Raw genomic sequence first — 24,752 nt, 5'->3', positions numbered from 1 at the left:
GACCGGGTTGGCATCCGCACTGGCAGCGGCCGCCGTCGATCTCGCCAAGGCCGGGGTGGCGTCGCCGCGGGTCGACGCCGAGCTTCTGGCCGCCCATGTGCTCGGCGTCTTCCGGGGACGGCTCCCGCTGATCGACACGATCCGGGCCGCGGAGCTGACCCGGTTCCGGGAACTGGTCGAGCAGCGGGCCCGCCGGATTCCGTTGCAGCACCTTCTCGGCACGGCCGCGTTCCGCTATGTGGAACTCGCGGTCGGCGACGGCGTCTTCGTGCCGCGGCCCGAGACCGAGCTGCTGGCCGGGTGGGGAGTGGAACGCACCATGCCCGGCGCGGTGGTGGTCGACCTGTGCAGCGGCAGCGGCGCGATCGCCGTCGCGATCGCCGACGAGACGAAGGCCGGCCGGGTGATCGCGGTGGAACGGTCCCCGGCCGCGCTGACCTGGCTGCGCCGCAACACCGCCGGCTACCTGGTCGCCGAGGTGGTGGCGGGCGACGTCACCGACCCCGCGTTGCTGTCCGAGCTGCGAGGATCGGTGGACGTGCTGCTGTGCAACCCGCCCTACGTGCCGGACGGCACCGCGGTCCCGGCCGAGGTGTCCGGGCACGACCCGGCCGAGGCGGTCTTCGGCGGCGACGACGGGCTGGAGATCATCCGGCCGGTGATCGAGCTGGCCGCCGCACTGCTCAAACCGGGCGGATCGGTCGGTATCGAACACGACGACGTGCACGGTGAAGCGGTGCCGGAACTGCTCCGCGCGGACGGCCGGTTCATCGAGGTGACGGCCCACCGGGACCTCACCGGGCGTCCCCGGTACGCGACAGCCCGCCGCCGGTAGGACACCGCAGCGCCACATGGCAGACTGCATCCCGTGATGCTCTACGACTGCGCCACCGTCGCGGACCGGGACCGTGGCATCGCCGCCGCCGTCGAAGCGGCCAAGAGCGGCGAGCTCGTGGTGCTCCCCACCGACACGGTCTACGGGGTGGGCGCCGACGCGTTCGCCACGCACGCGATCACCCAGCTGCACCACGCCCGCGGCTCCGACCGCCGGGTGCCGCCGCCGGTGCTGGTCGGCTCCCGGCACACCCTCGACGGGCTGACCTATTCGCTGCCGCGTGCGGCCCGTGAGCTGGCCGACGCGTTCTGGCCCGGCGCGCTGACCATCATCGTGGAGCACTCGCCCAGCCTGACCTGGGATCTCGGCGACACCGGGGGCGCCGTGGCGGTCCGCATGCCGCTGCACCCGGTCGCCCTGGAGGTGCTGCGCGAGGTCGGCCCGATGGCCGTCACCACCGCCAACAAGCTCGGCTCGCCCGCCCCGCTCACCGCGGAGGAGGCCCGCGACCAGCTGGAGTACGCGGTTCGCGTCTACCTCGAGGCCGGCCCGGCCCTCGACCCCGCCCCGAGCACGATCGTCGACGTCACCGGCGACGTGCCCCGGATGCTGCGGGCCGGGGCGATCCCCCTCGAGAAGCTCCGTGACGTGGTTCCCGACATCGTCGATGGGCAGGACTGAGTTGGCACCGTTCACCGTTCTGCACATCTGCATGGGCAACATCTGCCGGTCGCCGATGGCCGAGCGCCTGCTGGCCCGCGCCGTCCGGGACCGGGCCGGTGACGCCGACGGCGGTCACCTGCTGCGCAGCGTCAGCGCCGGCACCGGCGGCTGGCACGAGGGTGAGGAGATGAACCCGCCGGCCGCCCGGCTGGTCCGCGCCCGCCGCGGGTCGGACGAGAACTTCCTGGCCCGCAAACTGCGCGGCGACTTCATCGACGAGGCCGACCTGATCCTCACGGCCACCGCCGATCAGTACGACTACGTGGTTGCCCTGCGCCCGGACGCCGCCGACCGCACCTTCGTGCTCGGCGAGTTCGGCCGCCTGCTCAGCGGGGTCGACGCGGCCGCGCTGCCGCCGGCCGAGCCGAAACCGGACGCGGTGCACGCCCGGGGCGTGGCGATCGTCGAGGCGGCGGCCCGGCTGCGCGGCACGGACGCCCCGCAGGCCGCCGACGACCTGGACGACCCGTGGGGACGCGGCGACCAGACGTTCCACCGGGTGGCCGACGAGATCGAGGACACCACGATGCCGCTCGCGGCGTTGCTCCTCCCGTGACCTTCCCCGACGAGAACCCTGTGGCTCTCACCGACGACAACCTCGTGGTCTTGCCCGACGAGAATCCCGTGGCCGTTACCGACGACAACCTCGTGGTCTTGCCCGACGAGAATCCCGTGGCCTTCACCGGCGACAACCTCGTGGTCTCTGGCGACGAGAACCCCGTCGGCTCCGTCGGCGAGAAGCCGGTGGCCGTTGCCGACGAGCCGGACGAGAGGTCCGTGGCCTCCCGCATCGCGCGGCCCGACGCGGACGGGCTGCGCCGGGCCGCCGAGATCCTGCGCGCCGGCTCCGTCGTGGCGTTTCCCACCGAGACCGTCTACGGGCTCGGCGCCGACGCGTTCTCGGAGAAGGCGGTCGGCGAGATCTACCGCCTCAAGAACCGGCCCTCCTGGAATCCGTTGATCGTGCACGTCGCCGACGTGGCGGCGGCCCGGAAGCTGGCCGCCGAGTGGCCGGCCCAGGCCGACGATCTCGCGGCGCGGTTCTGGCCCGGGCCGTTGACCCTGGTCGTTCGCCGCGCCCCGCACCTGCCCGGGATCGGGGCGGCCAACGACACGGTGGCTGTCCGGGTGCCCGCGCACGAGGTGGCGCTGGCTCTTCTCGAGGCCAGTGGACTCCCGCTCGCGGCGCCCAGCGCCAACCGTTCCGAGGGCATCTCACCGACCACCGCCGACCACGTGGTCCGCAGCCTGCCGGACGTGCCGCTGGTCCTGGACGGCGGCGCGTGCTCCTGGGGGATCGAGTCGACGGTCCTGGACCTGACCGGGGACGTGCCGCGGCTGCTGCGGCCGGGCGCCCTCAGTCTGCGGGTGTTGCGCGATGCCGTGGGCCCGATCGCGCTGCCGGAGTCGGCGACCGAGGACGGGACGGCGCGGCCGTCGCCGGGCATGAGCCGGCGGCACTACGCGCCGCGCGCCAAGGTCGTCCTCTGCAAGGACGTGCGGGACGTGGAGCGGTCCGGGCTGCCCGAGCCGGTGGCCACGATGACGTACGAGGGCGGCGACGGCACCGAGATCCTCTCCGCGGACCCCCGAGAGTACGCGGCCGACCTGTACGCGGCCCTGCACCGCCTCGATGACGCCGGATTCGCAACGATCCTGATCCAGGAGCCGCCGCAGACCGAGGACTGGCTGGCCGTCCACGACCGCCTGTCCCGCGCCGCCGCCTGACCCCGCCGCCTGTCCCGCGCCGCCGCCTGACCCGCCGCCGGTCCCGCGCGCCGCCGCCTGACCCCGCCGTCCGTCCCGCGCGCCGTCGGCACCGTCCGCGCCGCGCGCCGTCGGCCCCGCGCGCCTGCCGAGCAGATCTTGTGAGTTCGCGGCTGTGCTGACGGCGCAAACTCACAAGATCGCGACGACCCACGACGGCTCACGACGGCTCGCGGCGGCTCGCGACGACTCGCGGCGGCTCGCGGCGGCTCGCGACGACTCGCGGCGGCTCGCGACGGCTCGCGACGGCTCGCGACGGCTCGCGACGACCCGCGACGGCTCGCGGCGAAGCGTGGCGACTCGCGCTGACCATGCGTGATCTTGTGAGTTTGCGCCTCAGCGGTGCGCCGGAAACTCAGAAGATCGCGGGGGCGGGTGGCGAGGGGTGACCGCACCGGGCATGCATGAGCGGCACCGGGCGGCAGACCGTGCGGGGACGCCTGCCGTAGCCGCCGCGAGTCACGGGACGCTGCGTGGCCCGTACCGGAAAATGGTTGTGGTGTTCATGGGCCGGAGGCGGCGGTTCGGGTGATGTTGCGGGCCATGCCGTTGAAGACGATGCCGTGGAAGGGCAGTACCGACGCCCAGTAGAGGTGCCCGGCCAGGCCGCGGGGCAGGAACACCGCCCGCTGGTGGTAGACGCTGCCGCCGTCCGGCGCCGGCACCGCGCGCATCTCCAGCCAGGCCCGGCCCGGCACCCGCATCTCGGCGCGCAGCCGCAGCAGCGAGCCGGGTTCGATCTCCTCGACCCGCCACCAGTCGAGGGCCTCGCCGACGCGCAGGCGGTGCTTGTCACGCCGGCCGCGCCGCAGTCCGACGCCGCCGGCCAGCCGGTCCAGCCAGCCGCGGACCGACCAGGCGAGCGGGAACGAGTACCAGCCGTTCTCGCCGCCGATGCCTTCGATCACTCGCCACAACTGTTCGGTGCTCGCCTGCACCGGGCGGGAGCGTTCGTCGATGTAGAGGCTGCCGCCGGACCATTCCGGGTCGCTGGGCAGCGGGTCGGCCGCGGTGTCCAGGCCGGAGGCGGTGGACCAGCGGGTCTCCACGTCCGCGTCGCGGATCCTGCCGAGGGCCAGCCGGACCGACTCGTCGAAGCCGAGCGACGGCGGGCCGGGGAGCAGTTCGGCCAGGTCGTTCTCGTGCGCGATCGCCTCGTGGACGAGGCTGGCGACCAGGGGACGGGCGATGGCGTTGGGCACCGGGGTGATCAGGCCGACCCAGTGCGCGGAGAGCCACGGGCTGAGGACCCGGGTGGGGAGGATGACGCGCCGGGGCAGACCTGCCACCCGGGCGTAGCGCTGCATCATCTCGGCGTAGGTGAGCACGTCCGCGCCGCCGATGTCGAATCCGCGGTTGATCTCGGGCGCGAGCGCCGTGGCGTCGATGAGGTAGCGCAGGACGTCGCGTACCGCGACGGGCTGGATCCGGTTGTGCACCCACCGCGGGGTGATCATGGCCGGCAGGCGCTCGGTGAGATAGCGCAGCATCTCGAAGGACGCCGAACCGGAACCGATGATCACCGGGGCGCGCAGGACCGCCGTGGGAACTCCGCTGTCCAGCAGGATCCGGGCCACCTCGGCCCGGGAGCGCAGGTGGGCGGAGGGCCGCTCGTGGGCGGGCGGCTCCGGGCCGCCGAGATAGATGATGCGGCGTACGCCCGCCGCGCGCGCCGCCGCCGCGAAGTTCCGGGCGGCCTCCCGGTCGAGACGTTCGAAGTCCGGGCGGCCGAGCGAGTGCATGAGGAAGTAGGCGACGTCGACGCCCTCGAATGCGGCCGGCAGCGTCGCCGGGTCGGCCAGATCGCCCTGCATGATCTCGGCGCGCCCGGCCCAGGGGACGTCGCGGAGCCGCCCCGGGCTGCGGGCCAGACATCGCACCTGATGGCCGGAATCGAGCAGTCGCGGGGCGAGGCGGCCACCGATGTATCCGGTGGCGCCGGTGACGAGACAGCGCATAACAGCAGAGTGTGCCCACGAACCGACCCTCCGAAGCCATATGCTCGTAAACCGGAAGGCTCCTCGAGTTTCGGGAGGCCAGGGTGGGCACCTTCTGGGGGCCGGACTTCGCGGCGCTGGAGCGCGAGGATCCGGAGATCGCCGCAGTTCTCGTCGATGAGGTGGGCCGCCAGCGGGACACCCTGCAGCTGATCGCGAGCGAGAGTTTCACGTCGCCGGCGGTGCTGGCGGCGCTCGGTTCGACGCTGGCGAACAAGTACGCCGAGGGCTATCCGGGGCAGCGCTACTACGGCGGCTGCGCTCTGGTGGACCGGGCCGAGCAGCTGGCGGTGGAGCGGGCCAAGGATCTGTTCGCCGCGGAGCACGTCAACGTGCAGCCGCATTCCGGGGCGTCGGCGAACCTGGCGGCGTACGCGGCGCTGGCCGAGCCGGGTGACGTGGTGCTGGCGATGGGGTTGCCGCACGGCGGTCATCTCACCCACGGCAGCAAGGCGAACTTCTCCGGGAAGTGGTTCCATCCGATCGCGTACCGGTTGGAGCCCTCGACCGAGGAGATCGACTACGACGAGGTACGGGATCTCGCGCTCGCGCACCGGCCCAAGATGATCATCTGTGGGGCGACGTCGTACCCGCGGCTGATCGACTTCGCCCGGTTCCGGGAGATCGCCGACGAGGTGGGCGCGTACCTGCTGGTCGACGCCGCGCACTTCATCGGTCTGGTGGCGGGCCGGGCGGTGCCGTCTCCGGTGCCGCACGCCGACGTGATCACCGCGACCACCCACAAGGCGCTGCGCGGACCGCGCGGCGGCATGATCATCTGCCGGGGCGAGCTGGCCCGGCGCATCGACAAGGCGGTCTTCCCGTTCGCCCAGGGCGGGCCGATGATGCATGCGGTGGCGGCGAAGGCGGTCGCCTTCCGGGAGGCCGGCACCCCGGAGTTCCGGGGGTACGCCAATCAGACGGTCCGCAACGCGCGGGTCCTGACCGAGGGGCTGACGGCCGAGGGGATGCGCCCGGTGACCGGCGGCACCGACACCCATCTCGCGGTGATCGACCTGCGCGATCTGGGTGTCACCGGGCGGGAGGCCGAGGCGCGGTGCGCGTCGGCGGGCATCGCGCTCAACAAGAACCCGGTGCCGTACGACCCGGAGCGCCCGGCCGTGGCCTCCGGTGTCCGGATCGGCACGCCGAGCGTCACCTCCCAGGGCATGCGTGAGGGGGAGATGCGGCAGATCGCCCAGCTGATCGGCCGGGTGGTCCGGGACGGCGCCGGCACTCCGGCCGGGCAGGCGGTGCTCCGGGAGGCGGCGGCCGAGGTGTCCGGGATCGTGGGAGCCTTCCCGCCCTATCCGCTGGAGACGGAATTGCTCGCCGATTCGGCGGCGCGGCGGTGAATCGGGCCCGATATCGAATTCCCGGATAGTTTTCCGGGTACGCCGCCTTAACGCTCCATAACCGGACGTGGACGCGATTCCGGCGTGATCCGGGCGTGGTGATAACGTGACGCGCCGTCGCGCATGTGGTGGCGCGACGTCGAGGGGGTTCTGTGGTGAGCGAGGCGCCCGCCGATCCGCGCTGGCGGATCGAGCACCTGCCGCTCCTCACCGCGGTCTCCACCGCGCTGCTGCTCTGCGCGGCGTCGGCCGGTTTCCTGGCCGGTGGGCCGGACGCGGCCGTGGGCGCGGCGGTCGGGGTCCTGATCGTCACCGCCAGTTACACCTTGTCGACAGTGGTGATCGCCTGGGCCGACACGGTGCGGCCGAGTCTGCTGATGCCCCTCGGGCTGCTCACTTATGTGGTGAAATACACCTTGTTCGGGATCATTCTGGTCTTCGGGGTGTCCAGCGACTGGGCCGGCAAGAAGCCGCTGGGCTATGGGGTCGTGGCCGGCGTCGTGGTCTGGACCGGTGTGCAGGCCTGGTGGGTGCACCGCCGGACCATGCGGAAGTGATCCAGGACACCTCAAAACACCTGGTCAGCGAAGTGAGAACCGGGCAAGCCGCCACTATCCGGTGACCTGTTCGCTCGTGCCGTGTTCCGATTTGGCGCGACAGGAGTACCGTGTCCAGTCAGTTGCGAGACCCCTGACGCCTGGACAACTACGGTTGTGCGGGGGGTCCCGCTTAGCTTCGTGTTTCCTGCTGATATCGTTCGGGCCGTCATGACCGGCCAGAAACCTCCCCACGAATCTCGCGGTGACGACAATCAAAACCGGCCGCCCGACACGGGCGCGGGGATGACCGCACTGTCGTATCTCATCGCGGGCATTCTCGCCTGGGGTGGAATCGGCTGGCTGATCGACTACTTCGTCGGAACCACGGGAATCTTCGCCGGCCTCGGCGCTGTCCTCGGGGTTGCCGGTGCTGTCTACATCATCGTGCGCCGGTCCGGCGCCTGACAGGAAGGGCCAAGGTGATCGGTCAGTCGACGGTCCTCGCGGCGGCGTTCCCGCCCAGCGTCGAGGATTTCTACCTGCCCAGCATCCTGCCGTGGGGCGCTCACGACAGCTACTGGTTCACCAAGATCACTGTGCTGGTCTGGGTGGCGGTCGCGGCGATCATCATCTTCTTCCTGGTGTCCTACCGGAAGCCGCAGCTGGTCCCGACCAAGAAGCAGTGGATCGCCGAGAGCCTCTACGGCTTCGTGCGCAACAACATCGCGGTTGACATGATCGGCCCGCAGGGCGTGCGCTTCGCGCCGTACCTGACGTCGCTGTTCCTGTTCATCCTGGTGAACAACTTCTTCGGCATCGTGCCGCTCATCCAGATCTCGCCGATGTCGCACATCGCCTTCCCGGCGGTGCTCGCGGTGATCAGCTACGTGATGTTCATCTGGGTCGGCATCAAGAAGCACGGCATCGCGTACTTCAAGCACGCCGTCATGCCGAACGCGCCGGCCGGTATCCTTCCGCTGCTCATCCCGATCGAGATCTTCTCGAACTTCCTCGTCCGGCCGTTCTCGCTGGCCGTTCGTCTCTTCGCCAACATGTTCGCGGGCCACATGCTGCTGCTCGTGTTCACCCTCGGCGGCTTCGCGATGATCAACGCGAACGTGCTGCTGGCGCCGATCTCGGTGCTCTCCTGGGTGCTCACCATCGCGATCACCTTCCTCGAGTTCATGGTGATCTGCCTGCAGGCCTACGTCTTCACGGTGCTGACCGCGAGCTATGTCCAGGGTTCGCTCGCCGACGAGCACTGAGCAGTACCTGATCTCCGAGTAACACCCCGTTGTCGTCCCGCGTGACAGTCACGCGAGATACCAGGAGGAATTAGCAATGGACCTTCTCGCCGCCGTTGAGGGCAGCACCGCCGCCATCGGTTACGGTCTCGCTGCGATCGGCCCCGGCATCGGTGTCGGCCTGGTCTTCTCGGCCTACATCCAGGCCACGGCGCGCCAGCCCGAGTCGTCCCGCCTGACCCTGCCGTTCGTCTGGATCGGCTTCGCCGTCATCGAGGCGCTGGCGCTGCTGGGCATCGCGTTCGGCTTCATCTGGCAGGGCAACCTCTGATCTTCAACCTCGACTAGGAGGTTCCTGTGATCGATTTCTATCTCGCTGCAGAAGGTGCTCCCGAGCACAACCCGATCGTTCCTGTCTGGCAGGAGATCGTCGTTGGCACGGTTGCGTTTGCGGTGCTCTGCTTCGTGTTGATGAAGTTCGTCTTCCCGATGATGGAGAAGACGTTCGCGGCGCGGGTGGACGCGATCGAGGGCGGCATCAAGCGCGCCGAGGCCGCTCAGGCCGAGGCGAACGAGCTGCTCGAGCAGTACCGTACGCAGCTCGCCGAGGCGCGGACCGAAGCCGCTCGCATCCGCGACGAGGCCCGGGCCGACGCCGAGGGCATCCGGCAGGACGTGCTGGCGAAGGCCCGCGAGGAGTCGGACCGCATCATCGCGGCCGGCAACGAGCAGCTCGCCGCCCAGCGGGAGTCCATCGTCCGGGAGCTCCGGTCCGAGGTCGGCACGCTCGCGGTCGACCTGGCCAGCAAGATCGTCGGCGAGGCTCTCGCTGACGAGGCCCGTACCCGTGGCACCGTCGAGCGCTTCATCGCGGACCTCGACACCGCCGGGCGGCGCTGATGACGTCGAGCGTAAGCCGCGAGGCCTACGGCGAGGCGTTGGAACAGCTCGCCGCCAACACCGTGGCGGCCACGGCCCCGCAGCTGGCCACGGTCGCCGACGAGATCCTGTCGGTGGCCGGGCTGCTGCGGGCCCAGCCCCGGCTGCGCCGCGCTCTGACCGATCCGTCCCGGCCCGGTTCCGACCGTGCCGGGCTGCTGAAGTCGCTGCTCGCCGGCAAGGTCTCGGAAATCACCGTGAACACGGTGGCGGCCCTGGCCGCCGGGCGGTTCTCCCGCCCGTCCGAGCTGCTGGACGCGGCCGAGCGGCTGGGTGTCGAAGCCCTGCTGACCTCCGCCGAGCGCGAGGACAAGCTGGCCGACGTCGAGGACGAGCTGTTCCGGTTCGGCCAGATCGTCGGCGGCGACTCCAAGCTGGCCGTCACGCTCGGTGACGTCAGTGCTCCGGTCGAGCTCCGCGTTAAGCTGGTGCAGGACCTGCTCAAGGGCAAGGTGCACGTGGCCACCGGCCGGCTGGTCGAGGTGGCGCTGACCGGCTTCGGTGGCCGGGGCTTCGAGGCCTCGCTGACCCGGCTGGTCGAGGCGACCGCCGCCAAGCGGGACCGCGAGGTCGCTTACGTGACGGTCGCCAAGCCGCTCACCGACGCCGACGAGCAGTCCCTGGCTGCGAAGTTGTCCGCCCTCTACGGCCGCGAGGTCTCGCTGAAGGTGGACGTCGACCCGTCGGTTCTCGGCGGCGTCAGCGTCCGGGTCGGCTCCGACCTCTACGACGGCACGGTCCTGCGCAAGCTGAACCAGGCCAAGCAGGCGTTCGCTAAATAGTCCTTTCCCCTCGATTCTTCTATCGAGAAGCCCCCTCGGCGGCGGTGACGTCCCGAGCTAGACAGAGAAGGCAGAGGATGGCCGAGCTGACCATCTCCTCGGACGAGATCCGGGGGGCGCTAGAGCGCTACGTCTCGTCCGCCACGTCGTCCGATCTCACCCGTGAGGAAGTCGGCATCGTCTCCGACGCGGGCGACGGCATCGCGCACGTCGAGGGCCTCCCCTCGACGATGGCGAACGAACTGCTCGAATTCGCCGACGGCACGCTGGGTGTCGCCCTGAACCTCGACGTCCGCGAGATCGGCGCCGTGGTCCTGGGTGACTTCGCGAAGATCGAGGAGGGCCAGCCGGTCAAGCGCACCGGCCGCGTCCTCTCGGTCCCGGTGGGCGACGCCTTCCTGGGCCGCGTCGTGGACGCCCTGGGCAACCCGATCGACGGCCACGGCGAGATCGCGAACGAAGGCTTCCGCGAGCTCGAGCTGCAGGCCCCGAACGTGATGGCCCGCCAGCCCGTGAAGCAGCCGCTGCAGACCGGCATCAAGGCGATCGACGCCATGACGCCGATCGGCCGCGGCCAGCGCCAGCTGATCATCGGCGACCGTAAGACCGGTAAGACCACGGTCGCGATCGACACGATCATCAACCAGAAGGCGAACTGGGACTCCGGCGACCCGGAGAAGCAGGTCCGCTGCATCTACGTGGCGATCGGCCAGAAGGCCTCCACCATCGCCAGCATCCGGGGCACCCTGGAGGCGCAGGGCGCGCTGCAGTACACGACGATCGTCGCCGCCCCGGCTTCCGACCCGGCCGGCTTCAAGTACATCGCGCCCTACACCGGTTCCTCCATCGGTCAGCACTGGATGTACAACGGCAAGCACGTCCTGATCGTCTTCGACGACCTGACGAAGCAGGCCGAGGCCTACCGCGCCGTGTCGCTGCTGCTGCGCCGCCCGCCGGGCCGTGAGGCCTACCCGGGTGACGTCTTCTACCTGCACTCCCGTCTGCTGGAGCGCTGCGCCAAGCTCTCCAACGAGCTGGGTGGCGGTTCGATGACCGGTCTGCCGATCATCGAGACCAAGGCCAACGACATCTCGGCCTACATCCCGACCAACGTGATCTCGATCACCGACGGTCAGATCTTCCTCGAGTCCGACCTGTTCGCCTCCGGCGTGCGTCCCGCCATCAACGTCGGCACCTCGGTGTCCCGCGTGGGTGGTTCGGCGCAGGTCAAGGCGATGCGCTCGGTCTCCGGCCGACTGCGTCTCGACCTGGCCCAGTTCCGTGAGCTGGAGGCCTTCTCGGCCTTCGCCTCCGACCTGGACAAGGCGTCGCGTGCCCAGCTCGAGAAGGGCATCCGCCTGGTCGAGCTGCTGAAGCAGCCGCAGTACTCGCCGTACTCGACGGTCGACCAGGTCATCTCGATCTGGGCCGGCACCACCGGGCAGCTGGACGACATCGCGGTCGGCGACGTGCGCCGCTTCGAGCAGGAGTTCCTGCAGTGGTTCAAGCACCACAACAGTGACGTCTACACCGCGATCGAGTCGACGAACCTGCTGAGCGACGACAACATCGAGAGCCTGAAGGCCGGTGTCGTCGAGTTCAAGAAGTCGTTCCAGGGCAGCGCGACCGGCGAAAGCGGTAACTAGGCATGGCCGCCGGTCAGGTACAGGCGCTGCGTCGGCGCATTCGCACCGTCAAGTCGACCAAAAAGATCACCAAGGCGCAGGAGCTGGTCGCCACCAGCCGGATCGCGAAGGCCCAGGAACGGGTCGCCGCCTCCCGGCCGTACTCGCTGGCCATCACCAAGGTGCTGGGCGCGCTGGCGTCGAACGCCTCGGTGGAGAACCCGCTGCTGGCCGCGCGTGAGCGCGTCCGGCGGGCGGGGGTCCTGCTGATCACCAGTGACCGGGGCCTGGCCGGCGCCTACAACGCCAACGCCATCCGGACCGCCGAGCAGCTGGTCGCCCAGCTGAAGTCGGAGGGCAAGGAGGTGGCGCTGTACATCGTCGGCCGTAAGGGCGTCGGCTACTACCGGTTCCGTGGGCGGGACATCGCCGCCAGCTGGACCGGGTTCTCCGAGCGTCCGTCGTTCGCGGACGCCAAGAGGATCGGCGACGCGTTGATCGAGGGATTCGCGGCCGGGTCGGAGGCCGAGGGCACCTTCGGTCCCGAGGGCATCGCGGGCGTGGACGAGCTGCACCTCGTGAGCACCGAGTTCAAGTCCCTGATGACACAGAGCGCCAACGCGAAGCCGCTCGCTCCCGTGCAGGTCGAAGCGGAGTCGGAGGAGAAGTCCTCCGAGCCCCGCGCGGCGTACGAGTTCGAGCCGGACGCCGACGAGCTGCTCGACGCGCTGCTGCCGAAGTACCTCAACACCCGCATCTACGCGGCGTTGCTGGACTCGGCGGCCAGTGAGTCGGCCTCGCGCCGGCGGGCGATGAAGAGCGCGTCGGACAACGCCGACGACCTCCTCAAGCGGTACACGCGCGAGATGAACTCCGCGCGTCAGGCTGCGATCACCCAGGAAATCAGTGAGATCGTCGGCGGCGCCAACGCGCTGGCCGCGGCGGGAAGTGATGTGTGATGACTGCTGTTGCTGAGCCCATTAAGGCGGAGACCGCTGTCGGCCGCGTCGTCCGGGTCATCGGCCCGGTCGTCGACGTCGAGTTTCCCCGTGACGCCATGCCGGCCATCTTCAACGCGCTGCACGTGGAGGTCACCCTCTCCGGCGGCACGAAGAAGCTGACCATGGAGGTCGCCCAGCACCTGGGCGACAACCTGCTCCGCGCCATCTCGATGCAGCCGACCGACGGCCTGGTCCGTGGTGCCGCGGTCACCGACACCGGCGCGCCGATCTCGGTGCCCGTCGGTGACGTGACCAAGGGCCACGTGTTCAACGCCCTCGGCGAGGTGCTCAACGTCGACCCGTCGACGCTGAACATCACCGAGCGCTGGTCGATCCACCGCAAGCCGCCGGCGTTCGCGGACCTCGAGCCGAAGACCGAGATGCTGGAGACCGGCATCAAGGTGCTCGACCTGCTCGCGCCGTACGTGCGTGGTGGCAAGATCGGCCTGTTCGGTGGCGCGGGCGTGGGCAAGACGGTGCTCATCCAGGAGATGATCATCCGAGTCGCCCGTAACTTCGGTGGCACCTCGGTGTTCGCCGGCGTCGGCGAGCGCACCCGTGAGGGCAACGACCTCATCCTGGAAATGGACGAGGGTGGCGTTCTGGACAAGACCGCGCTGGTCTTCGGCCAGATGGACGAGCCGCCGGGCACCCGTCTGCGGGTCGCCCTGACCGCTCTGACCATGGCGGAGTACTTCCGTGACGTCCAGAACCAGGAGGTGCTGCTCTTCATCGACAACATCTTCCGGTTCACCCAGGCCGGTTCCGAGGTCTCCACCCTGCTCGGCCGCATGCCGTCCGCCGTGGGTTACCAGCCCACCCTGGCGGACGAGATGGGCGAGCTCCAGGAGCGGATCACCTCGGTCCGGGGCAAGGCGATCACCTCGCTGCAGGCGATCTACGTGCCCGCCGACGACTACACCGACCCGGCGCCGGCGACCACCTTCGCCCACCTGGACGCGACCACGAACCTCGAGCGGTCGATCTCCGACAAGGGCATCTACCCGGCCGTGGACCCGCTGGCCTCCAGCTCGCGGATCCTCGCCCCCGAGTACGTCGGCGCCGAGCACTACGCGGTCGCCCGCGAGGTGCAGCGGATCCTGCAGAAGTACAAGGACCTGCAGGACATCATCGCCATCCTCGGTATGGACGAGCTCTCCGAGGAGGACAAGGTCACGGTCGCCCGTGCCCGCCGGATCGAGCGGTTCCTGTCGCAGAACACCTACGCGGCGGAGCAGTTCACCGGTGTCCCCGGCTCGACGGTCCCGCTGAAGGAGACCATCGAGGCGTTCAAGAAGATCGCCGAGGGTGAGTACGACAACTACCCGGAGCAGGCCTTCTTCATGTGCGGTGGCCTCGAGGACCTCGAGAAGAACGCGCACGAGCTGATGAAGGGCTGATTCCAGCCAGTAACTCCACGAGAGCCGCGCCGGTTTTACCGGCGCGGCTCTCGTGCTTTCCGGACGACATGGCACGGTTCCGTTTGGGTATGATTTGTCACTCATTAGTCGCGAACTGAACCGGTAGTGGGGATCCAGTGGCCAGGTCCGTCAAGCGCCGCCCGCCGATGTGGGCGCGGCTCAGTGCCGTCTTCGGCTGCGTGCTCATGGTCGGCAGCGGCGCCGTGCTGGTCACCGGGCAGGCCGTCATCGCGCGGTACACGGGTGCGGTGGAGGCCGGCAGCGGCAGCCTGATCGGTGATCCGGCCGCCGGGGCGACCCGGGAGGGAGCCGACATCCGCGGCCCGCTCAACATCCTGCTGGCCGGCATCGACCCGCGCGACGACTCGCAGGCCCCGCGCTCCGACTCGATCATCGTGGCGCACGTCCCCGCGACGATGGACCGGGTCTTCCTCTTCTCGATCCCGCGGGATCTGTACGTGAAGATCCCGCCCTTCGCCCGCAGCGATTTCGGCGGCGCCACCGCGAAGATCAACTCCGCGATGTCGTTCGGCAGCCCGACCGGCGACGGCACCCACGACGTCGAGCAGGGTTTCCAGTTGCTCGCCGAGACGGTCGGCGACCTCACCGGGATCGACGACTTCGACGCCGGGGCGATCATCAACTTCGGCGGCTTCAAGAGCATCGTCGAGGCGATGGGCGGCGTCACCATGACGATCGACCAGACCGTGCGGTCCGAGCATCTCCAGCCGGACGGCAGAGGCCGGGCCAAACGGCCGGAGTGCGTCGACGGCGGCTGCGACCACCCGTACACGGGGCCGCAGAAGGTCTACGAGAAGGGCACCCACCACCTGCAGGCGTGGGAGGCCCTGGACTACGTGCGGCAGCGGTACGGGCTGCCCAACGGCGACTACGACCGCCAGCGCCACCAGCAGCAGTTCATCAAGGCGATGGCGAAGCAGGCGATGAGCCGGGACGTGGTCTCCGACCCGGGGAGACTGCTCGGCGTCCTCGACGCGGCCGGTGACTCGCTCACCTTCGACGGCGGTGGCAACAGCATCATCGACTGGGGTGTGGCGCTCAAGGGCATCGACACCGACGACATGACGATGGTCAAACTGCCCGGCGGGGGGCTCTACGACGGATCCCGGTACCTCGGGGAGCAGCTCGACCCGACGGCCGGGGAGTTCTTCCGGGCCGTGGCCGAGGACCGGGTCGCGGCGTTCCTGCTCGACCATCCGGATTACGTGGCCACGGAGAGCTGAGGCGCCACCCCGTACCACGTCGGCGTTCGCCGCCGATTAGACTTCACCCGTTCGGTTCGCAGCGTCAAAGGGAGACAGCGTGGCCAACCAGCTGCACGTCGAGGTCGTCGCCGTCGAGGAGAAGGTCTGGGCCGGCGAGGCCGAGATGCTCGTCGCGCGCACCACCGAGGGTGAGATCGGTGTGCTGCCGGGTCACTCGCCGCTGCTCGGCCTGCTCAAGGAGCCGTCCCAGGTCCGCGTCAAGCTCGCCGGGGGTGAGCAGCTGACCTATGACGTGGCCGGCGGCTTCCTGTCGATCGACGCCAACGGGGTCACGGTTCTCGCCGAGAGCGCGACGCCCGCCACGCCCGAGTCCCACTGACACCGGCGATGCGGGTTCTGGAAATCGCCGGAATCTGCGTCGTCGCGCTGATCGCGCTCCTCTTCGCGATCTTCTTCCGCCGCCGCCTGCTGATGGCCGGCGGCGGAACCATTCGCCTCCAGGTGCGCATCAACACGATCGTGCCCGGCCGTGGCTGGTCGCCCGGCCTCGGCCAGTTCGTCGGCGACGAGCTCCGGTTCCACAAGATGTTCAGCCTGGCGATCCGCCCCAAGCGGATCCTCGACCGACGGTCCCTCACGGTGGCGGAGCGCCGCCTCCCGTCCGGGCCGGAGCGGCTCACCATGCCCGGGCACTGGGTGGTCCTGCGCTGCCGGACCGGTGCGGTCGATCTCGAGATCGCGATGGCCGAGACGACGGTGACCGGGTTCCTCTCCTGGCTCGAGGCGGGCCCGCCGCGTGACCCGGGCAGTCTGCCCGGCCGGCAGATCTTCGGCCCCCGCCCCGCCGAGAGCTGAGGACCTAACCTCGGTGGCATGCGGATCAGAGTCGTAGACGCCTTCACCGATCGGCCGTTCAGCGGCGCCCCCGCCGGCGTTCTGCTCCTCGACGGGAACGCGTTCCCCGGCGACGAGTGGATGCTCGGGGTGGCCCGTGAGGTCAACCATCCCGAGACCGCCTTCGCGCACCGGCTCCCCGCCGGCGCCGGCGCGGACTGGGCGCTGCGCTGGTTCACCCCGACGGTCGAGGTGGACCTGTGCGGCCACGCCACCCTGGCGACCGCCCACGTCCTGCGCACGTCCGGCCTCCTGGACGACACGGTGGCCTTCCGGACCCGCAGCGGCGTCCTGACCGCCTCCGCCGGTACGGACGGCCTGATCACCCTCGATTTCCCCACCGCCCCGCTGAGCCCGCGCGCCACCGATCCCGCTCTGACGGCGGCCCTGGGCGTCGCGATCGTGTCCGTCCACCACACCGGGCCGAACACCGACGACCTCCTGGTCGAGGTGGCCGACGAGAAGACCGTCCGCGGTGTCGTCCCGGATCTGCGGGCGGTGGCCGGCCTGACCCGGCGCGGGGTCATCGTGACGGCGGCCGCGGAGGCCCCGGCATCCGGCTACGACTTCGTCTCCCGCTTCTTCGGGCCGGCCGTGGGGGTGGACGAGGATTCGGTCACCGGCAGCGCCCACACCGCGCTGGCGCCGTTCTGGGCCGAGCGGCTGGGCCGTACCGAGCTGACCGGTCGTCAGGCGTCCCCGCGGGGCGGCCTGGTCCGGGTCGCCCTGCACGGCGATCGCACCCACCTGTCCGGTCACGCGGTCACCACCGTCGACGGCGACCTGCTGGCCTGACCCGGGGACCCCGGCCGGCTCGCCGTGCTGTCTCCACGCCCGTGCGACAGCACCGAGAACCGGCCGGCGTGCGGCTAACGGGCGGAGTCGCCGCCGGGGACCCACTTCACGTCGCCGCCCGGGTTGGCGACGCGGGAGAGGATGAAGAGCAGGTCGGAGAGGCGGTTGAGGTACTTCAGGGGCAGCACGCCGGTGCGGTCCGGCTCCTGCTCGTAGAGGGCCCAGGCGGTGCGCTCGGCGCGCCGGGCGACGGTCCGGGCCACGTGCAGCAGAGCCGCGCCGGGGGTGCCGCCCGGCAGGATGAAACTGTCCAGCGGGGTGAGCCGTTCGTTGAACTCGTCGCACCAGCCCTCGAGGCGGGTCACGTAGGCCTCGGTGATCCGCAGCGGGGGGTACGGCGGGTCGTCGGTCACCGGGTTCCCCAGATCGGCGCCGAGGTCGAAGAGGTCGTTCTGGATGGCGGCGAGCACCGTTCGTACCTCCTCGGGAAGCTCGCCCAGCGCGAGCGCCGCACCCAGCGCCGCGTTGCACTCGTCGGTGTCCGCGTAAGCGGCGATCCGTGGCGCGGTCTTCGCCGCCACCTCGTTGTTGACCAGCCGGGTCTGGCCGGCGTCGCCGGCCCGGGTGTAGATACGGGTGAGATGCACAGCCATGCCGCCCACCCTACGAGGCGCGGGTGGGGCACGGCTCCTACGATGGCCCGCGTGGATGTGATCAGGGTGAAGGGCGGGGCCCGCCTCGCCGGCGACGTGCACGTGGGCGGCGCGAAGAACTCGGCGCTCAAGCTGATGGCCGTCGCGTTGCTGGCCGAGGGCCGCAGCGTGGTGGCGAACGTTCCCCGGATCACCGACATAGCCATCATGGCCGAGGTGCTCCGCCGGCTCGGCTGCGACGTGGCGCTCCAGGGCACCGAGGCGATCATCGACGTGCCGGCCGAGCCGGGCAGCGAGGCCGACTACGACCTGGTCCGCCGGCTGCGCGCGTCGATCTGCGTGCTCGGCCCGCTGCTGGCCCGCCGGGGTTATGTGCGGGTGGCGCTGCCGGGCGGCGACATGATCGGTTCCCGCGGGCTGGACATGCACGTCGCCGGGCTGGCCCGGATGGGCGCGGAGATCTCCGGCGAGCACGGTTTCGTGATCGCGTCGGCGCCGGGCGGCCTGCGCGGCGCGAAGATCTGGCTGGACTTCCCCAGCGTCGGCGCCACCGAGAACATCCTGATGGCGGCGGTGCTGGCCAAGGGCGTCACGGAGATCGACAACGCGGCCCGGGAGCCGGAGATCGTCGACATCTGCGAGATGCTCAACGCGATGGGCGCCCGGATCGAGGGCGCCGGCACCTCGACGCTGATCATCGAGGGCGTCGACGGGCCGCTCAAGCCGGTGCGGCACACCACGGTCGGTGACCGGATCGTCGGCGGCACCTGGGCGTTCGCGTCGGTGATGACCCGTGGCGACGTGACCGTGCACGGCGTGCGGCCGGAGTTCCTGGACATCGCGCTGGACAAGCTGGTCACCGCCGGTGCGACGGTCGAGCCGGGCGACAACCGGTTCCGGGTGCGGATGGCGGAGCGGCCGCGCGGGGTGGACATCGTGACGCTGCCCTACCCCGGGTTCGCCACCGACCTGCTGCCGATGGCGCTGGGACTGGCCGCGGTCGCCGAGGGCTCCTCGCTGATCACCGAGAACATCTTCGACGGCCGGTTCATGTTCGTGAACGAGATGGTGCGGCTGGGCGCCGACATCCGGACCGACGGTCACCACGCCGCGATCAACGGCCGGGAGCGGCTCTCCGGCGCCCCGGTACGGGCCACCGACATCCGGGCCGGCGCCGGCCTGGTCGTCGCCGGGCTCTGCGCCGACGGGGTGACCGAGGTGGGCGAGGTGCACCACATCGACCGCGGCTACCCGGACTTCGTCGCCGACCTGACGAAGCTGGGCGTCGAGGTGGAGCGGACCGACGTCCCGGAGCCCACGTTCGACTTCTAGCCCACCGTCAGGTGCGCCGGTCGCGGGCGCGGGTCCCTCAGAAGGACGCGACCAGGCGGCGTGCCTCTTCCACCTGCTCGCAGAAGACCAGCACGCTGACCCGGCCGTCGCGCCGGGTCGCCGTGGTGGCGCGGATCCCCGCCTCCGACAGCAGTCGCCGGATCTCGTCGGCCACCTCCGGCCCGTCGGTGACGGCGGCCGGCCAGAGCAGGCCGTAATCGTCCCGCTCGCCGAAGATCCCCAGACCGTCGGACGCGAGGTCCCGGTCCGGGGCGGTGGGTTGCAGGCCCATGCGCCAGAAGACGGCGCCGAGGAAGCCGACCAGACCGACGGCGATCAGCGGTCCGATGAGGTACCAGCCGTCGCTTGTGGCCATGGGCACAGTCTGGCACCGCGAGCCCGTGCTTTCTGTGGATTCGCCCTGATCGGGAGCCGTGCTGAATCTCCGTTAAGTAGCCCCGTTAGGGTGTGAGAAAGCTTCCGACGAAGGAGTGCAGCATGGCAGGTCGCCTCGCGGTCATCGGTTCCGGTTTGATGGGCTCCGGCATCGCCCAGGTCTCGGCGCAGGCAGGCTGGCAGGTCACCATCCGGGACGTCGACGACGCCTCGCTCAACCGCGGCATCTCCGCGATCCGGGACTCGCTGAGCCGGTTCGCGGCCAAGGGCAAGATCGCCGAGTCGGACGTCGAGGCCACCCTCGCCCGGATCACCACCACCACCGACCTGGACGCGGCCGCTGACGCCGACGTGGTGGTCGAGGCGATCTACGAGAAGGTGGAGGCCAAGCACGAGGTCTTCCGGGCCCTCGACAAGATCTGCAAGGCGGGCGCGGTCCTCGGCACCAACACCTCCGCCATCCCGATCACCCAGATCGCCACGGTCACCAGCCGTCCCGAGTCGGTCGTCGGCATCCACTTCTTCTCGCCGGTCCCGATGATGAAGCTGGTCGAGCTGGTCCGGGGCTACCAGACGTCGGACGAGACCCTCGCGGCCGCCCGCAACTACGCCGAGGAGGTCGGCAAGACCTGCGTCGAGGTCAAGCGGGACGTCGCCGGCTTCGTCTCCAACCGCCTCTTCTCCGCGATCCTCGTCGAGGCGATCAAGCTGGTCGAGACGGGCGTGGTCTCCGCCGCCGACCTGGACACCGTGATGAAACTGGGCTTCGGCCACGCCATGGGCCCGCTGGCCACCGTCGACCTCACCGGCCTCGACGTGATGCTCAACGCGGCGAGCAACATCTACCGTGACACCGCCGACGAGAAGTTCTTCCCGCCGGAGCTGCTCCAGCGCATGGTCACCGCCGGCGACCTCGGCCGCAAGACCGGCAAGGGCTTCTACTCCTACTGATCCCCCGGCCCGGGCACGGCTTCCGCCTCCCTGCCCGGGTTCGGCCACGGCTTTCGCCTGCTGGCCCGGGTCCGGCTTCTCCGTGGCCTCTGCCTGCCGGTCCGGGCCCGGCTTCTGCGCCGCTTCCGGCTCCCGGTCCGGGATCGGGTTTCTCCATGGCTTCCGGCGGAAGGTGCCGGGTCGCGCTTTGCGACGCCCGGAAGACCCCTTCTTCGGTACGTGCCACAACTCCCACAACCGCACAGCGGCCGTACCCCGCCTCCGGCGGCTTTCGCCGGCGCCGATCGCGGTCAGCCGGCCGCCGAGACCCTGGGTGGCGTGACGTGGCCGTTGCATGCGCGGGTGCCGGCGGTGCGTGAGTCCTGTCCGGCTGGTTGTCACGGCTGTCTCGACCGCGCTGAGACAGCCGTGACAACCAGCCGGGGGTGACCGTGCGGGACATGCATGGGTGGCACCGGGGGACGGTCGTCAGGGAACGCCTGCCGCAGCCACCGCGGGGTACGGGACGTCGCGTGGCCCGTACCAGCGAAAGGTCTGCGCAGAAGCCCCGCGGAGCGTGTGGGCCCGGCCGGTATGCGCAGAAGCCTCGCGGAGCGCGTGGGTCCGGCCGGTATGCGCGGAAGTCTCGCGGAGCGTGCGGGTCCGGGTGGTCTGCGTAGAAGTCTCGCGGAGCGTGTGGGTGCGGCTCGTTGGGCGGAAGCCCCGCGGAGCGTGCGGGATTGACGTTGGGGTTGGGCTGGTAGGCGGCCGGAAGTGATCAGCGGGTGGCGGCGAAGGTCAGGGAGAGGGCGGTGGCGGCGAGCATGCCGCCGAGCAGGGTCAGGCCGATGCCGCCGATCTCCATGCGGGCGTGCAGCCGGGCGTGGGTGAGATAGCCGGCGACCGGGACGCCCGCGGACGGCGCGACGACGAAGGTGAGCCAGCCGAGGCCGCGCAGAAGGCTCCCGCCCCACGGCGCGGTGTCACCGACCGTGACGAGGCCGGCCGCGACCAGGCCGGTCAGCGCGGCGGTCAGCGCGCCGATCAGGGGTAGTAGCGGGAGAGCCCACCGGGGGAGCCGCCCGTTGCCGGCGGGGTGGACGGTGACGTCGATCCGGTCGGCGGCGCGGGACAGCAGCACCCGCGGGGACTGACGGCCGGGGGCGACGACGTCCTCGCCGGGTTCCGGGCGGCGTTGCAGGGCGACCCGGGGCATGGCTTCGACGGAAGCCGGTTCGGGCAGCTCGCCGAGCGCGCGGACCCGCAGGCCACGAGCGCGGCGCAGCTGTTCCCACAGGCGGGCGGCCTCTCGGTCGACGTCCAGGACCTGGGCGGCGGCGGCCCCGGCCCAGCGGTCGGCGGCGAGGGCGTCGCTCTCCGCGCGGGCCAGTTCGCCGGCGGCGCGGGCGGCGCTGTCATGGTAGGCCTGTTCGGCGTTCTCGAGTTCGGCATCGCGGCGGCGGGTCACGTCGGCGAGGGCGCTCACCATGAGCTGGTAGTCGCGGCCGAGCGGCTGGCGGTCACGCATGGTCATCGGTTGGCCTCTCACGTGTGGTCACTGTTCACCTCGTAGGGGATGATCACCTCGGGTGTGCGGTGCACCGAGCGGTCGAAGAAGAGGGCGCGGCGCGGCCGGGGGCGCCAGAGTGGGCCGCCCGGCTGGGGATAGAGCGGCGACAGTTCGGAACCGTGCACGTCCAGGGCGACCCAGGCGCCGATCGGGTCGAGGACGCCGGCCAGGTCGTCGCGCAGCCGGGACACCGACCGCCACCAGCCGAGCACGTGGACGCGCCGTTCGGGGCCGTCGGTGAGCAGCGCGCGCAGGGCCGGGCGGTGCCGCGGGCCTGCCGCGTCGAGTCCGTAACCGATCAGGTAGTGGGGGATCGTCGACGCGGGCGGCTCGAAGTGGACGTCGGAGGCGTCGTACCAGTCGGCGGCCGGGAGCTCGGCGACCAGGCGGGCGGCGGCGCGTTCGGCGGACGGCTCCAGGCAGATGATGCTGAAGTGCGCCGGGCCCTGCGCGGCCAGCGAGAGAGCGGCCGCGGCCAGCACGTCACAGGCCTCGTCGGCGCGGTCACTCCCGGAGCGGCCGTCACCGGGCCGGCCGTCACCGGGTGGGCCGTCACCGGGGCGCCCGTCAGGATGGCCGCTTCCGGGCCGGCCGCTTCCGGGCCGGCCGTTGCCGGAGCGGGCGGTGTCTGCTCGGCCGTTGCCGGCTCGGGTGCTGTCTGCTCGGCCGTTACCGACGCGGGTGCTGTCTGCTCGGCCGTTGCCGGCTCGGGTGCTGTCGGCGGGGGCGCTTTCGGTTCGGCCGCCGATGACCGCCAGGTTGCGGCCCGGCATCCGGCCCAGTCGCAGCCGGGCCGGCTGGGCCGACACGTCGATCCGCTCGCCGAGGACCGCGCCCGGCGACGAGCCGACCGGGGCGTCGGTGGACGGCACCCGGCCCGACGGCCGGTACGCCGACGGCAGCCGCGGCACCGCGCTCCCGTCGAAGACCCGCGGCTCCTCGCAGCCGATCGGCCGGGCCCGCCAGAGCCGGCGTTGGGTGGCGCCCCAGGCGGTGCGGTCCCCGGCGTCCGGCAGGCGAACGATCCGGTTGGCGCCGGACAGTCCCGACTCGGCGTTGACGACCGCGTGGTGGCGGGGGATGACCGAGGCGGCCAGGTTGTCGCCGGCCAGCACCCGGCGGGCGTTGGGGAGGGCGATCCGCAGGGTGAACCGGCCGATCAGCGCCGGCCGGCCCTGCAGCGTCTGGATCCCGGCCTGATCCCCGGTGACCAGGATCAGGTGCACGCCGTGTTCGCAGCCGCGCCGGGCCAGGTCCTCGAGCAGGGTGAACGCCTCGTCGGCGATCGTGTCCCGGCCGTCCAGCAGCACCTGGAACTCGTCGAGGACGGCGACGATCCGGGGCCGTTCGCCGGGGTCGTGCCGGCCCGCCGCCCGGGTGCGCAGTTCTTCGCCGAGGTGTCGCAGCACGGCCAGGCCGAACTCCCGGTCGTCCTTGACGCCGATGCCGGCCAGCCGGACCTGCGGGAGCCAGCTCGGGTCGCGGGGGCCCGGCGCGTACCGGGCGAACGACTCGCCGTCCTTGAAGTCGAGCAGGTAGAGGGCCAGTTCGCCGGGGCCGTACCGGGTGGTCAGGGTGGCCAGCCAGGTGTAGAGCAGGTTGGTCTTGCCGGAGCCGGGCGGACCGCTGATCAGGGCGTGTCCGGGCTCGTCGCCGAGCGGGACCTCGACCAGGTTGCCGTCGGTGCTGTCGCCGATCGGGGCGATCAGGCCGTACCGGGCGGACTCGGCCCACTGCCGTTCCGGTTCCAGGTCGGCGAGCCGGGCCGGCGGCGGGCCCTGCCGCAGCCGGAGTGCGACGTCCCGGCAGAACGCGGTGATCTGCTCGGTGGCCGGCGGCGGGTCCAGCTGGATGCTGAGGGTGCCCAGCGACGAGCAGACCGCGACCCGCTCGCGGACGGTCAGCCGCTCCACCGTCGGGTGGTCGGGCAGCTCCAGCCCGCGGACCACCAGGTGCACGCCGCGGCTCACCCCGCTGCGGGTGATCCGGTCGAGCTGGGCCCGCTGCGCCCGGGTCATCCCCAGCGTGGTGGCCTCGTCGGCGAGTAGGACGACGACCCGCCACAGGTCCTCGGCGGGGCGGTCGTACTCGGCCAGCTCGCCGATCAGCTCCCCGAACCCGCCGGGCGGGACGAACCGGGTGCCGAGCGGCGCGAACGCCCCGAGCGTCTCGCCCAGCCGTTCCGGGTCGTAGACGGTCAGTTCCACCTCGCCGGGCCGGGTGCTGCCCAGGGTCCGCAGCAGCACGCCGCTGATCAGCTCGTCGAGGGTGGCGGCGGGTCCGGTCAGGTGCAGGTGGGCGACGTCGAGCAGCGGGATCAGGCCGGGCAGCGGGGTGCTGCCGCCGAAGCCGATGGTGCCGATCCGGACCAGCCCGGGCGCGTGGCCGGGTTCCGGCTCGCTGGGCGCCCACAGCCGCCACGGGGCCCCGGCCGCCCCGGAGGCGCTGACCGTGGCCAGCCCGCGCAGGTGGCCGGCGAGCCGGGCGGCCTCGCCGTGGTACCGCTTCTGAATGTCCTGGCGGGCCGAGTCACGGGCGGCGGCCAGTTGGTTCAGGCACGTCGCGTAGGCGTCGCGCACCAGCCGCCGGCGGTTCTGTGCTTCACCGCGGGCCGACTCGGCGGCGGCGAGCACCGCGCGGGCGGTGCCCCGTGCCTCGGCGAGCTCCTGCCGGATCGCGGCGACCAGCGCGTTGCGGTGGCTACCCACGCGTTACCCCGGCGTCCATG

General features: G+C 71.1%; 25 protein-coding genes. 20 read left to right on the top strand and 5 right to left on the bottom strand.

Annotation, left to right across the window (positions count from 1 at the left end; all coding sequences use genetic code 11):
- The first annotated feature begins 7 nt into the window (after positions 1-7).
- From prmC to Aut01nite_RS29875, 4 genes are all read left to right on the top strand, one after another.
- Positions 8-835: a peptide chain release factor N(5)-glutamine methyltransferase gene (gene prmC, locus Aut01nite_RS29890; protein ID WP_236642675.1), complete on the top strand. Its 828-nt coding sequence runs from the start codon at positions 8-10 to the stop codon at positions 833-835.
- Positions 836-871: 36 nt separating this feature from the next.
- A complete protein-coding gene (locus Aut01nite_RS29885) occupies positions 872-1,516 on the top strand; it encodes an L-threonylcarbamoyladenylate synthase (RefSeq protein ID WP_043524725.1) in 645 nt (214 codons plus the stop codon).
- A 1-nt stretch (position 1,517) separates the two neighbouring features.
- Positions 1,518-2,114: an arsenate reductase/protein-tyrosine-phosphatase family protein gene (locus tag Aut01nite_RS29880; protein ID WP_043524726.1), complete on the top strand. Its 597-nt coding sequence runs from the start codon at positions 1,518-1,520 to the stop codon at positions 2,112-2,114.
- Positions 2,115-2,212: 98 nt separating this feature from the next.
- Positions 2,213-3,286, top strand: coding sequence for an L-threonylcarbamoyladenylate synthase (locus Aut01nite_RS29875; RefSeq protein WP_236642676.1), 1,074 nt, complete (start codon positions 2,213-2,215; stop codon positions 3,284-3,286).
- Between the two features lie 542 nt (positions 3,287-3,828).
- Here the strand turns inward: Aut01nite_RS29875 and Aut01nite_RS29870 are convergent.
- Positions 3,829-5,283 (bottom strand): SDR family oxidoreductase, encoded by a 1,455-nt coding sequence (locus Aut01nite_RS29870; RefSeq protein ID WP_043524728.1) that lies wholly within the window; start codon positions 5,281-5,283, stop codon positions 3,829-3,831.
- A gap of 83 nt (positions 5,284-5,366) precedes the next feature.
- Between Aut01nite_RS29870 and glyA the strand changes: the two genes are divergently transcribed.
- From glyA to Aut01nite_RS29800, 14 genes are all read left to right on the top strand, one after another.
- Complete coding sequence (gene glyA / locus Aut01nite_RS29865; protein ID WP_043524730.1) at positions 5,367-6,677, top strand: serine hydroxymethyltransferase; 1,311 nt, start codon at positions 5,367-5,369, stop codon at positions 6,675-6,677.
- Positions 6,678-6,832: 155 nt separating this feature from the next.
- Positions 6,833-7,234, top strand: coding sequence for a hypothetical protein (locus tag Aut01nite_RS29860; protein ID WP_236642677.1), 402 nt, complete (start codon positions 6,833-6,835; stop codon positions 7,232-7,234).
- Positions 7,235-7,444: 210 nt separating this feature from the next.
- Positions 7,445-7,681 (top strand): AtpZ/AtpI family protein, encoded by a 237-nt coding sequence (locus Aut01nite_RS29855; RefSeq protein WP_043524733.1) that lies wholly within the window; start codon positions 7,445-7,447, stop codon positions 7,679-7,681.
- A gap of 14 nt (positions 7,682-7,695) precedes the next feature.
- Positions 7,696-8,481 (top strand): F0F1 ATP synthase subunit A, encoded by a 786-nt coding sequence (gene atpB, locus Aut01nite_RS29850; RefSeq protein ID WP_043524734.1) that lies wholly within the window; start codon positions 7,696-7,698, stop codon positions 8,479-8,481.
- A gap of 76 nt (positions 8,482-8,557) precedes the next feature.
- Positions 8,558-8,791 (top strand): ATP synthase F0 subunit C, encoded by a 234-nt coding sequence (locus tag Aut01nite_RS29845; RefSeq protein ID WP_043524736.1) that lies wholly within the window; start codon positions 8,558-8,560, stop codon positions 8,789-8,791.
- A 26-nt stretch (positions 8,792-8,817) separates the two neighbouring features.
- Positions 8,818-9,360: a F0F1 ATP synthase subunit B gene (locus Aut01nite_RS29840; RefSeq protein ID WP_052163653.1), complete on the top strand. Its 543-nt coding sequence runs from the start codon at positions 8,818-8,820 to the stop codon at positions 9,358-9,360.
- Positions 9,360-10,181 carry a F0F1 ATP synthase subunit delta gene (locus tag Aut01nite_RS29835; RefSeq protein WP_043524738.1) on the top strand — a complete coding sequence of 274 codons (822 nt, stop codon included), beginning with the start codon at positions 9,360-9,362 and terminating at the stop codon, positions 10,179-10,181. The genes Aut01nite_RS29840 and Aut01nite_RS29835 overlap by 1 nt, the downstream gene beginning before the upstream one ends.
- Positions 10,182-10,258: 77 nt before the next feature.
- Complete coding sequence (atpA, locus tag Aut01nite_RS29830) at positions 10,259-11,827, top strand: F0F1 ATP synthase subunit alpha (protein ID WP_043524740.1); 1,569 nt, start codon at positions 10,259-10,261, stop codon at positions 11,825-11,827.
- A gap of 2 nt (positions 11,828-11,829) precedes the next feature.
- Complete coding sequence (locus tag Aut01nite_RS29825; protein ID WP_043524741.1) at positions 11,830-12,765, top strand: F0F1 ATP synthase subunit gamma; 936 nt, start codon at positions 11,830-11,832, stop codon at positions 12,763-12,765.
- Positions 12,765-14,207 carry a F0F1 ATP synthase subunit beta gene (atpD, locus tag Aut01nite_RS29820; protein WP_043524742.1) on the top strand — a complete coding sequence of 481 codons (1,443 nt, stop codon included), beginning with the start codon at positions 12,765-12,767 and terminating at the stop codon, positions 14,205-14,207. The genes Aut01nite_RS29825 and atpD overlap by 1 nt, the downstream gene beginning before the upstream one ends.
- A gap of 167 nt (positions 14,208-14,374) precedes the next feature.
- Positions 14,375-15,472, top strand: a complete 1,098-nt coding sequence (locus Aut01nite_RS29815; RefSeq protein ID WP_052163659.1) for an LCP family protein — start codon at positions 14,375-14,377, stop codon at positions 15,470-15,472.
- Between the two features lie 79 nt (positions 15,473-15,551).
- The gene (locus tag Aut01nite_RS29810) at positions 15,552-15,833 is read left to right on the top strand and encodes a F0F1 ATP synthase subunit epsilon (protein WP_043524744.1); all 282 of its coding nucleotides are present in this window, start codon (positions 15,552-15,554) and stop codon (positions 15,831-15,833) included.
- 8 nt (positions 15,834-15,841) lie between these two features.
- On the top strand, positions 15,842-16,309 hold the full coding sequence (locus Aut01nite_RS29805; protein WP_043524745.1) for a DUF2550 domain-containing protein: 468 nt from the start codon (positions 15,842-15,844) through the stop codon (positions 16,307-16,309).
- An 18-nt stretch (positions 16,310-16,327) separates the two neighbouring features.
- Positions 16,328-17,143, top strand: a complete 816-nt coding sequence (locus Aut01nite_RS29800) for a PhzF family phenazine biosynthesis protein (protein ID WP_043524746.1) — start codon at positions 16,328-16,330, stop codon at positions 17,141-17,143.
- A gap of 74 nt (positions 17,144-17,217) precedes the next feature.
- On the opposite strand, the gene Aut01nite_RS29795 is transcribed toward Aut01nite_RS29800, so the two are convergent.
- The gene (locus Aut01nite_RS29795) at positions 17,218-17,796 is read right to left on the bottom strand and encodes a cob(I)yrinic acid a,c-diamide adenosyltransferase (protein WP_043524747.1); all 579 of its coding nucleotides are present in this window, start codon (positions 17,794-17,796) and stop codon (positions 17,218-17,220) included.
- A 42-nt stretch (positions 17,797-17,838) separates the two neighbouring features.
- Here Aut01nite_RS29795 and murA point away from each other — a divergent pair, with 42 nt between their 5' ends.
- The gene (murA, locus tag Aut01nite_RS29790) at positions 17,839-19,128 is read left to right on the top strand and encodes a UDP-N-acetylglucosamine 1-carboxyvinyltransferase (protein WP_152628670.1); all 1,290 of its coding nucleotides are present in this window, start codon (positions 17,839-17,841) and stop codon (positions 19,126-19,128) included.
- Between the two features lie 37 nt (positions 19,129-19,165).
- Here the strand turns inward: murA and Aut01nite_RS29785 are convergent, their stop codons facing one another.
- Positions 19,166-19,504, bottom strand: coding sequence for a hypothetical protein (locus tag Aut01nite_RS29785; RefSeq protein WP_043524749.1), 339 nt, complete (start codon positions 19,502-19,504; stop codon positions 19,166-19,168).
- A gap of 122 nt (positions 19,505-19,626) precedes the next feature.
- On the opposite strand from Aut01nite_RS29785, the gene Aut01nite_RS29780 reads away from it, so the two are divergent.
- Positions 19,627-20,475 (top strand): 3-hydroxyacyl-CoA dehydrogenase family protein, encoded by an 849-nt coding sequence (locus tag Aut01nite_RS29780; RefSeq protein ID WP_043524750.1) that lies wholly within the window; start codon positions 19,627-19,629, stop codon positions 20,473-20,475.
- 757 nt (positions 20,476-21,232) lie between these two features.
- Here Aut01nite_RS29780 and Aut01nite_RS29775 read toward each other — a convergent pair.
- Together Aut01nite_RS29775 and Aut01nite_RS29765 are read right to left on the bottom strand one after the other, a co-directional pair.
- Complete coding sequence (locus tag Aut01nite_RS29775; RefSeq protein WP_043524751.1) at positions 21,233-21,988, bottom strand: hypothetical protein; 756 nt, start codon at positions 21,986-21,988, stop codon at positions 21,233-21,235.
- A gap of 11 nt (positions 21,989-21,999) precedes the next feature.
- A complete protein-coding gene (locus tag Aut01nite_RS29765) occupies positions 22,000-24,732 on the bottom strand; it encodes an FtsK/SpoIIIE domain-containing protein (RefSeq protein WP_043524752.1) in 2,733 nt (910 codons plus the stop codon).
- Positions 24,733-24,752: the final 20 nt, after the last annotated feature.

Source organism: Actinoplanes utahensis (genome assembly GCF_016862455.1).
GTDB classification, from domain to species: Bacteria; Actinomycetota; Actinomycetes; order Mycobacteriales; family Micromonosporaceae; genus Actinoplanes; species Actinoplanes utahensis.
This window is presented reverse-complemented; position numbering and strand designations above follow the sequence as displayed.

What these genes read in the sequence shown, in the direction of transcription:
- Aut01nite_RS29885 (WP_043524725.1), top strand. Translation starts at nt 872, where the DNA reads ATGCTCTACGACTGCGCCACCGTCGCGGACCGGGACCGTGGCATCGCC.
- Aut01nite_RS29870 (WP_043524728.1), bottom strand. Translation starts at nt 5,283, where the DNA reads ATGCGCTGTCTCGTCACCGGCGCCACCGGATACATCGGTGGCCGCCTC.
- Aut01nite_RS29855 (WP_043524733.1), top strand. Translation starts at nt 7,445, where the DNA reads ATGACCGGCCAGAAACCTCCCCACGAATCTCGCGGTGACGACAATCAA.
- Aut01nite_RS29845 (WP_043524736.1), top strand. Translation starts at nt 8,558, where the DNA reads ATGGACCTTCTCGCCGCCGTTGAGGGCAGCACCGCCGCCATCGGTTAC.
- Aut01nite_RS29835 (WP_043524738.1), top strand. Translation starts at nt 9,360, where the DNA reads ATGACGTCGAGCGTAAGCCGCGAGGCCTACGGCGAGGCGTTGGAACAG.
- atpA (WP_043524740.1), top strand. Translation starts at nt 10,259, where the DNA reads ATGGCCGAGCTGACCATCTCCTCGGACGAGATCCGGGGGGCGCTAGAG.
- Aut01nite_RS29825 (WP_043524741.1), top strand. Translation starts at nt 11,830, where the DNA reads ATGGCCGCCGGTCAGGTACAGGCGCTGCGTCGGCGCATTCGCACCGTC.
- atpD (WP_043524742.1), top strand. Translation starts at nt 12,765, where the DNA reads ATGACTGCTGTTGCTGAGCCCATTAAGGCGGAGACCGCTGTCGGCCGC.
- Aut01nite_RS29815 (WP_052163659.1), top strand. Translation starts at nt 14,375, where the DNA reads ATGTGGGCGCGGCTCAGTGCCGTCTTCGGCTGCGTGCTCATGGTCGGC.
- Aut01nite_RS29805 (WP_043524745.1), top strand. Translation starts at nt 15,842, where the DNA reads ATGCGGGTTCTGGAAATCGCCGGAATCTGCGTCGTCGCGCTGATCGCG.
- Aut01nite_RS29800 (WP_043524746.1), top strand. Translation starts at nt 16,328, where the DNA reads ATGCGGATCAGAGTCGTAGACGCCTTCACCGATCGGCCGTTCAGCGGC.
- Aut01nite_RS29795 (WP_043524747.1), bottom strand. Translation starts at nt 17,796, where the DNA reads ATGGCTGTGCATCTCACCCGTATCTACACCCGGGCCGGCGACGCCGGC.
- murA (WP_152628670.1), top strand. Translation starts at nt 17,839, where the DNA reads ATGGCCCGCGTGGATGTGATCAGGGTGAAGGGCGGGGCCCGCCTCGCC.
- Aut01nite_RS29785 (WP_043524749.1), bottom strand. Translation starts at nt 19,504, where the DNA reads ATGGCCACAAGCGACGGCTGGTACCTCATCGGACCGCTGATCGCCGTC.
- Aut01nite_RS29780 (WP_043524750.1), top strand. Translation starts at nt 19,627, where the DNA reads ATGGCAGGTCGCCTCGCGGTCATCGGTTCCGGTTTGATGGGCTCCGGC.
- Aut01nite_RS29775 (WP_043524751.1), bottom strand. Translation starts at nt 21,988, where the DNA reads ATGACCATGCGTGACCGCCAGCCGCTCGGCCGCGACTACCAGCTCATG.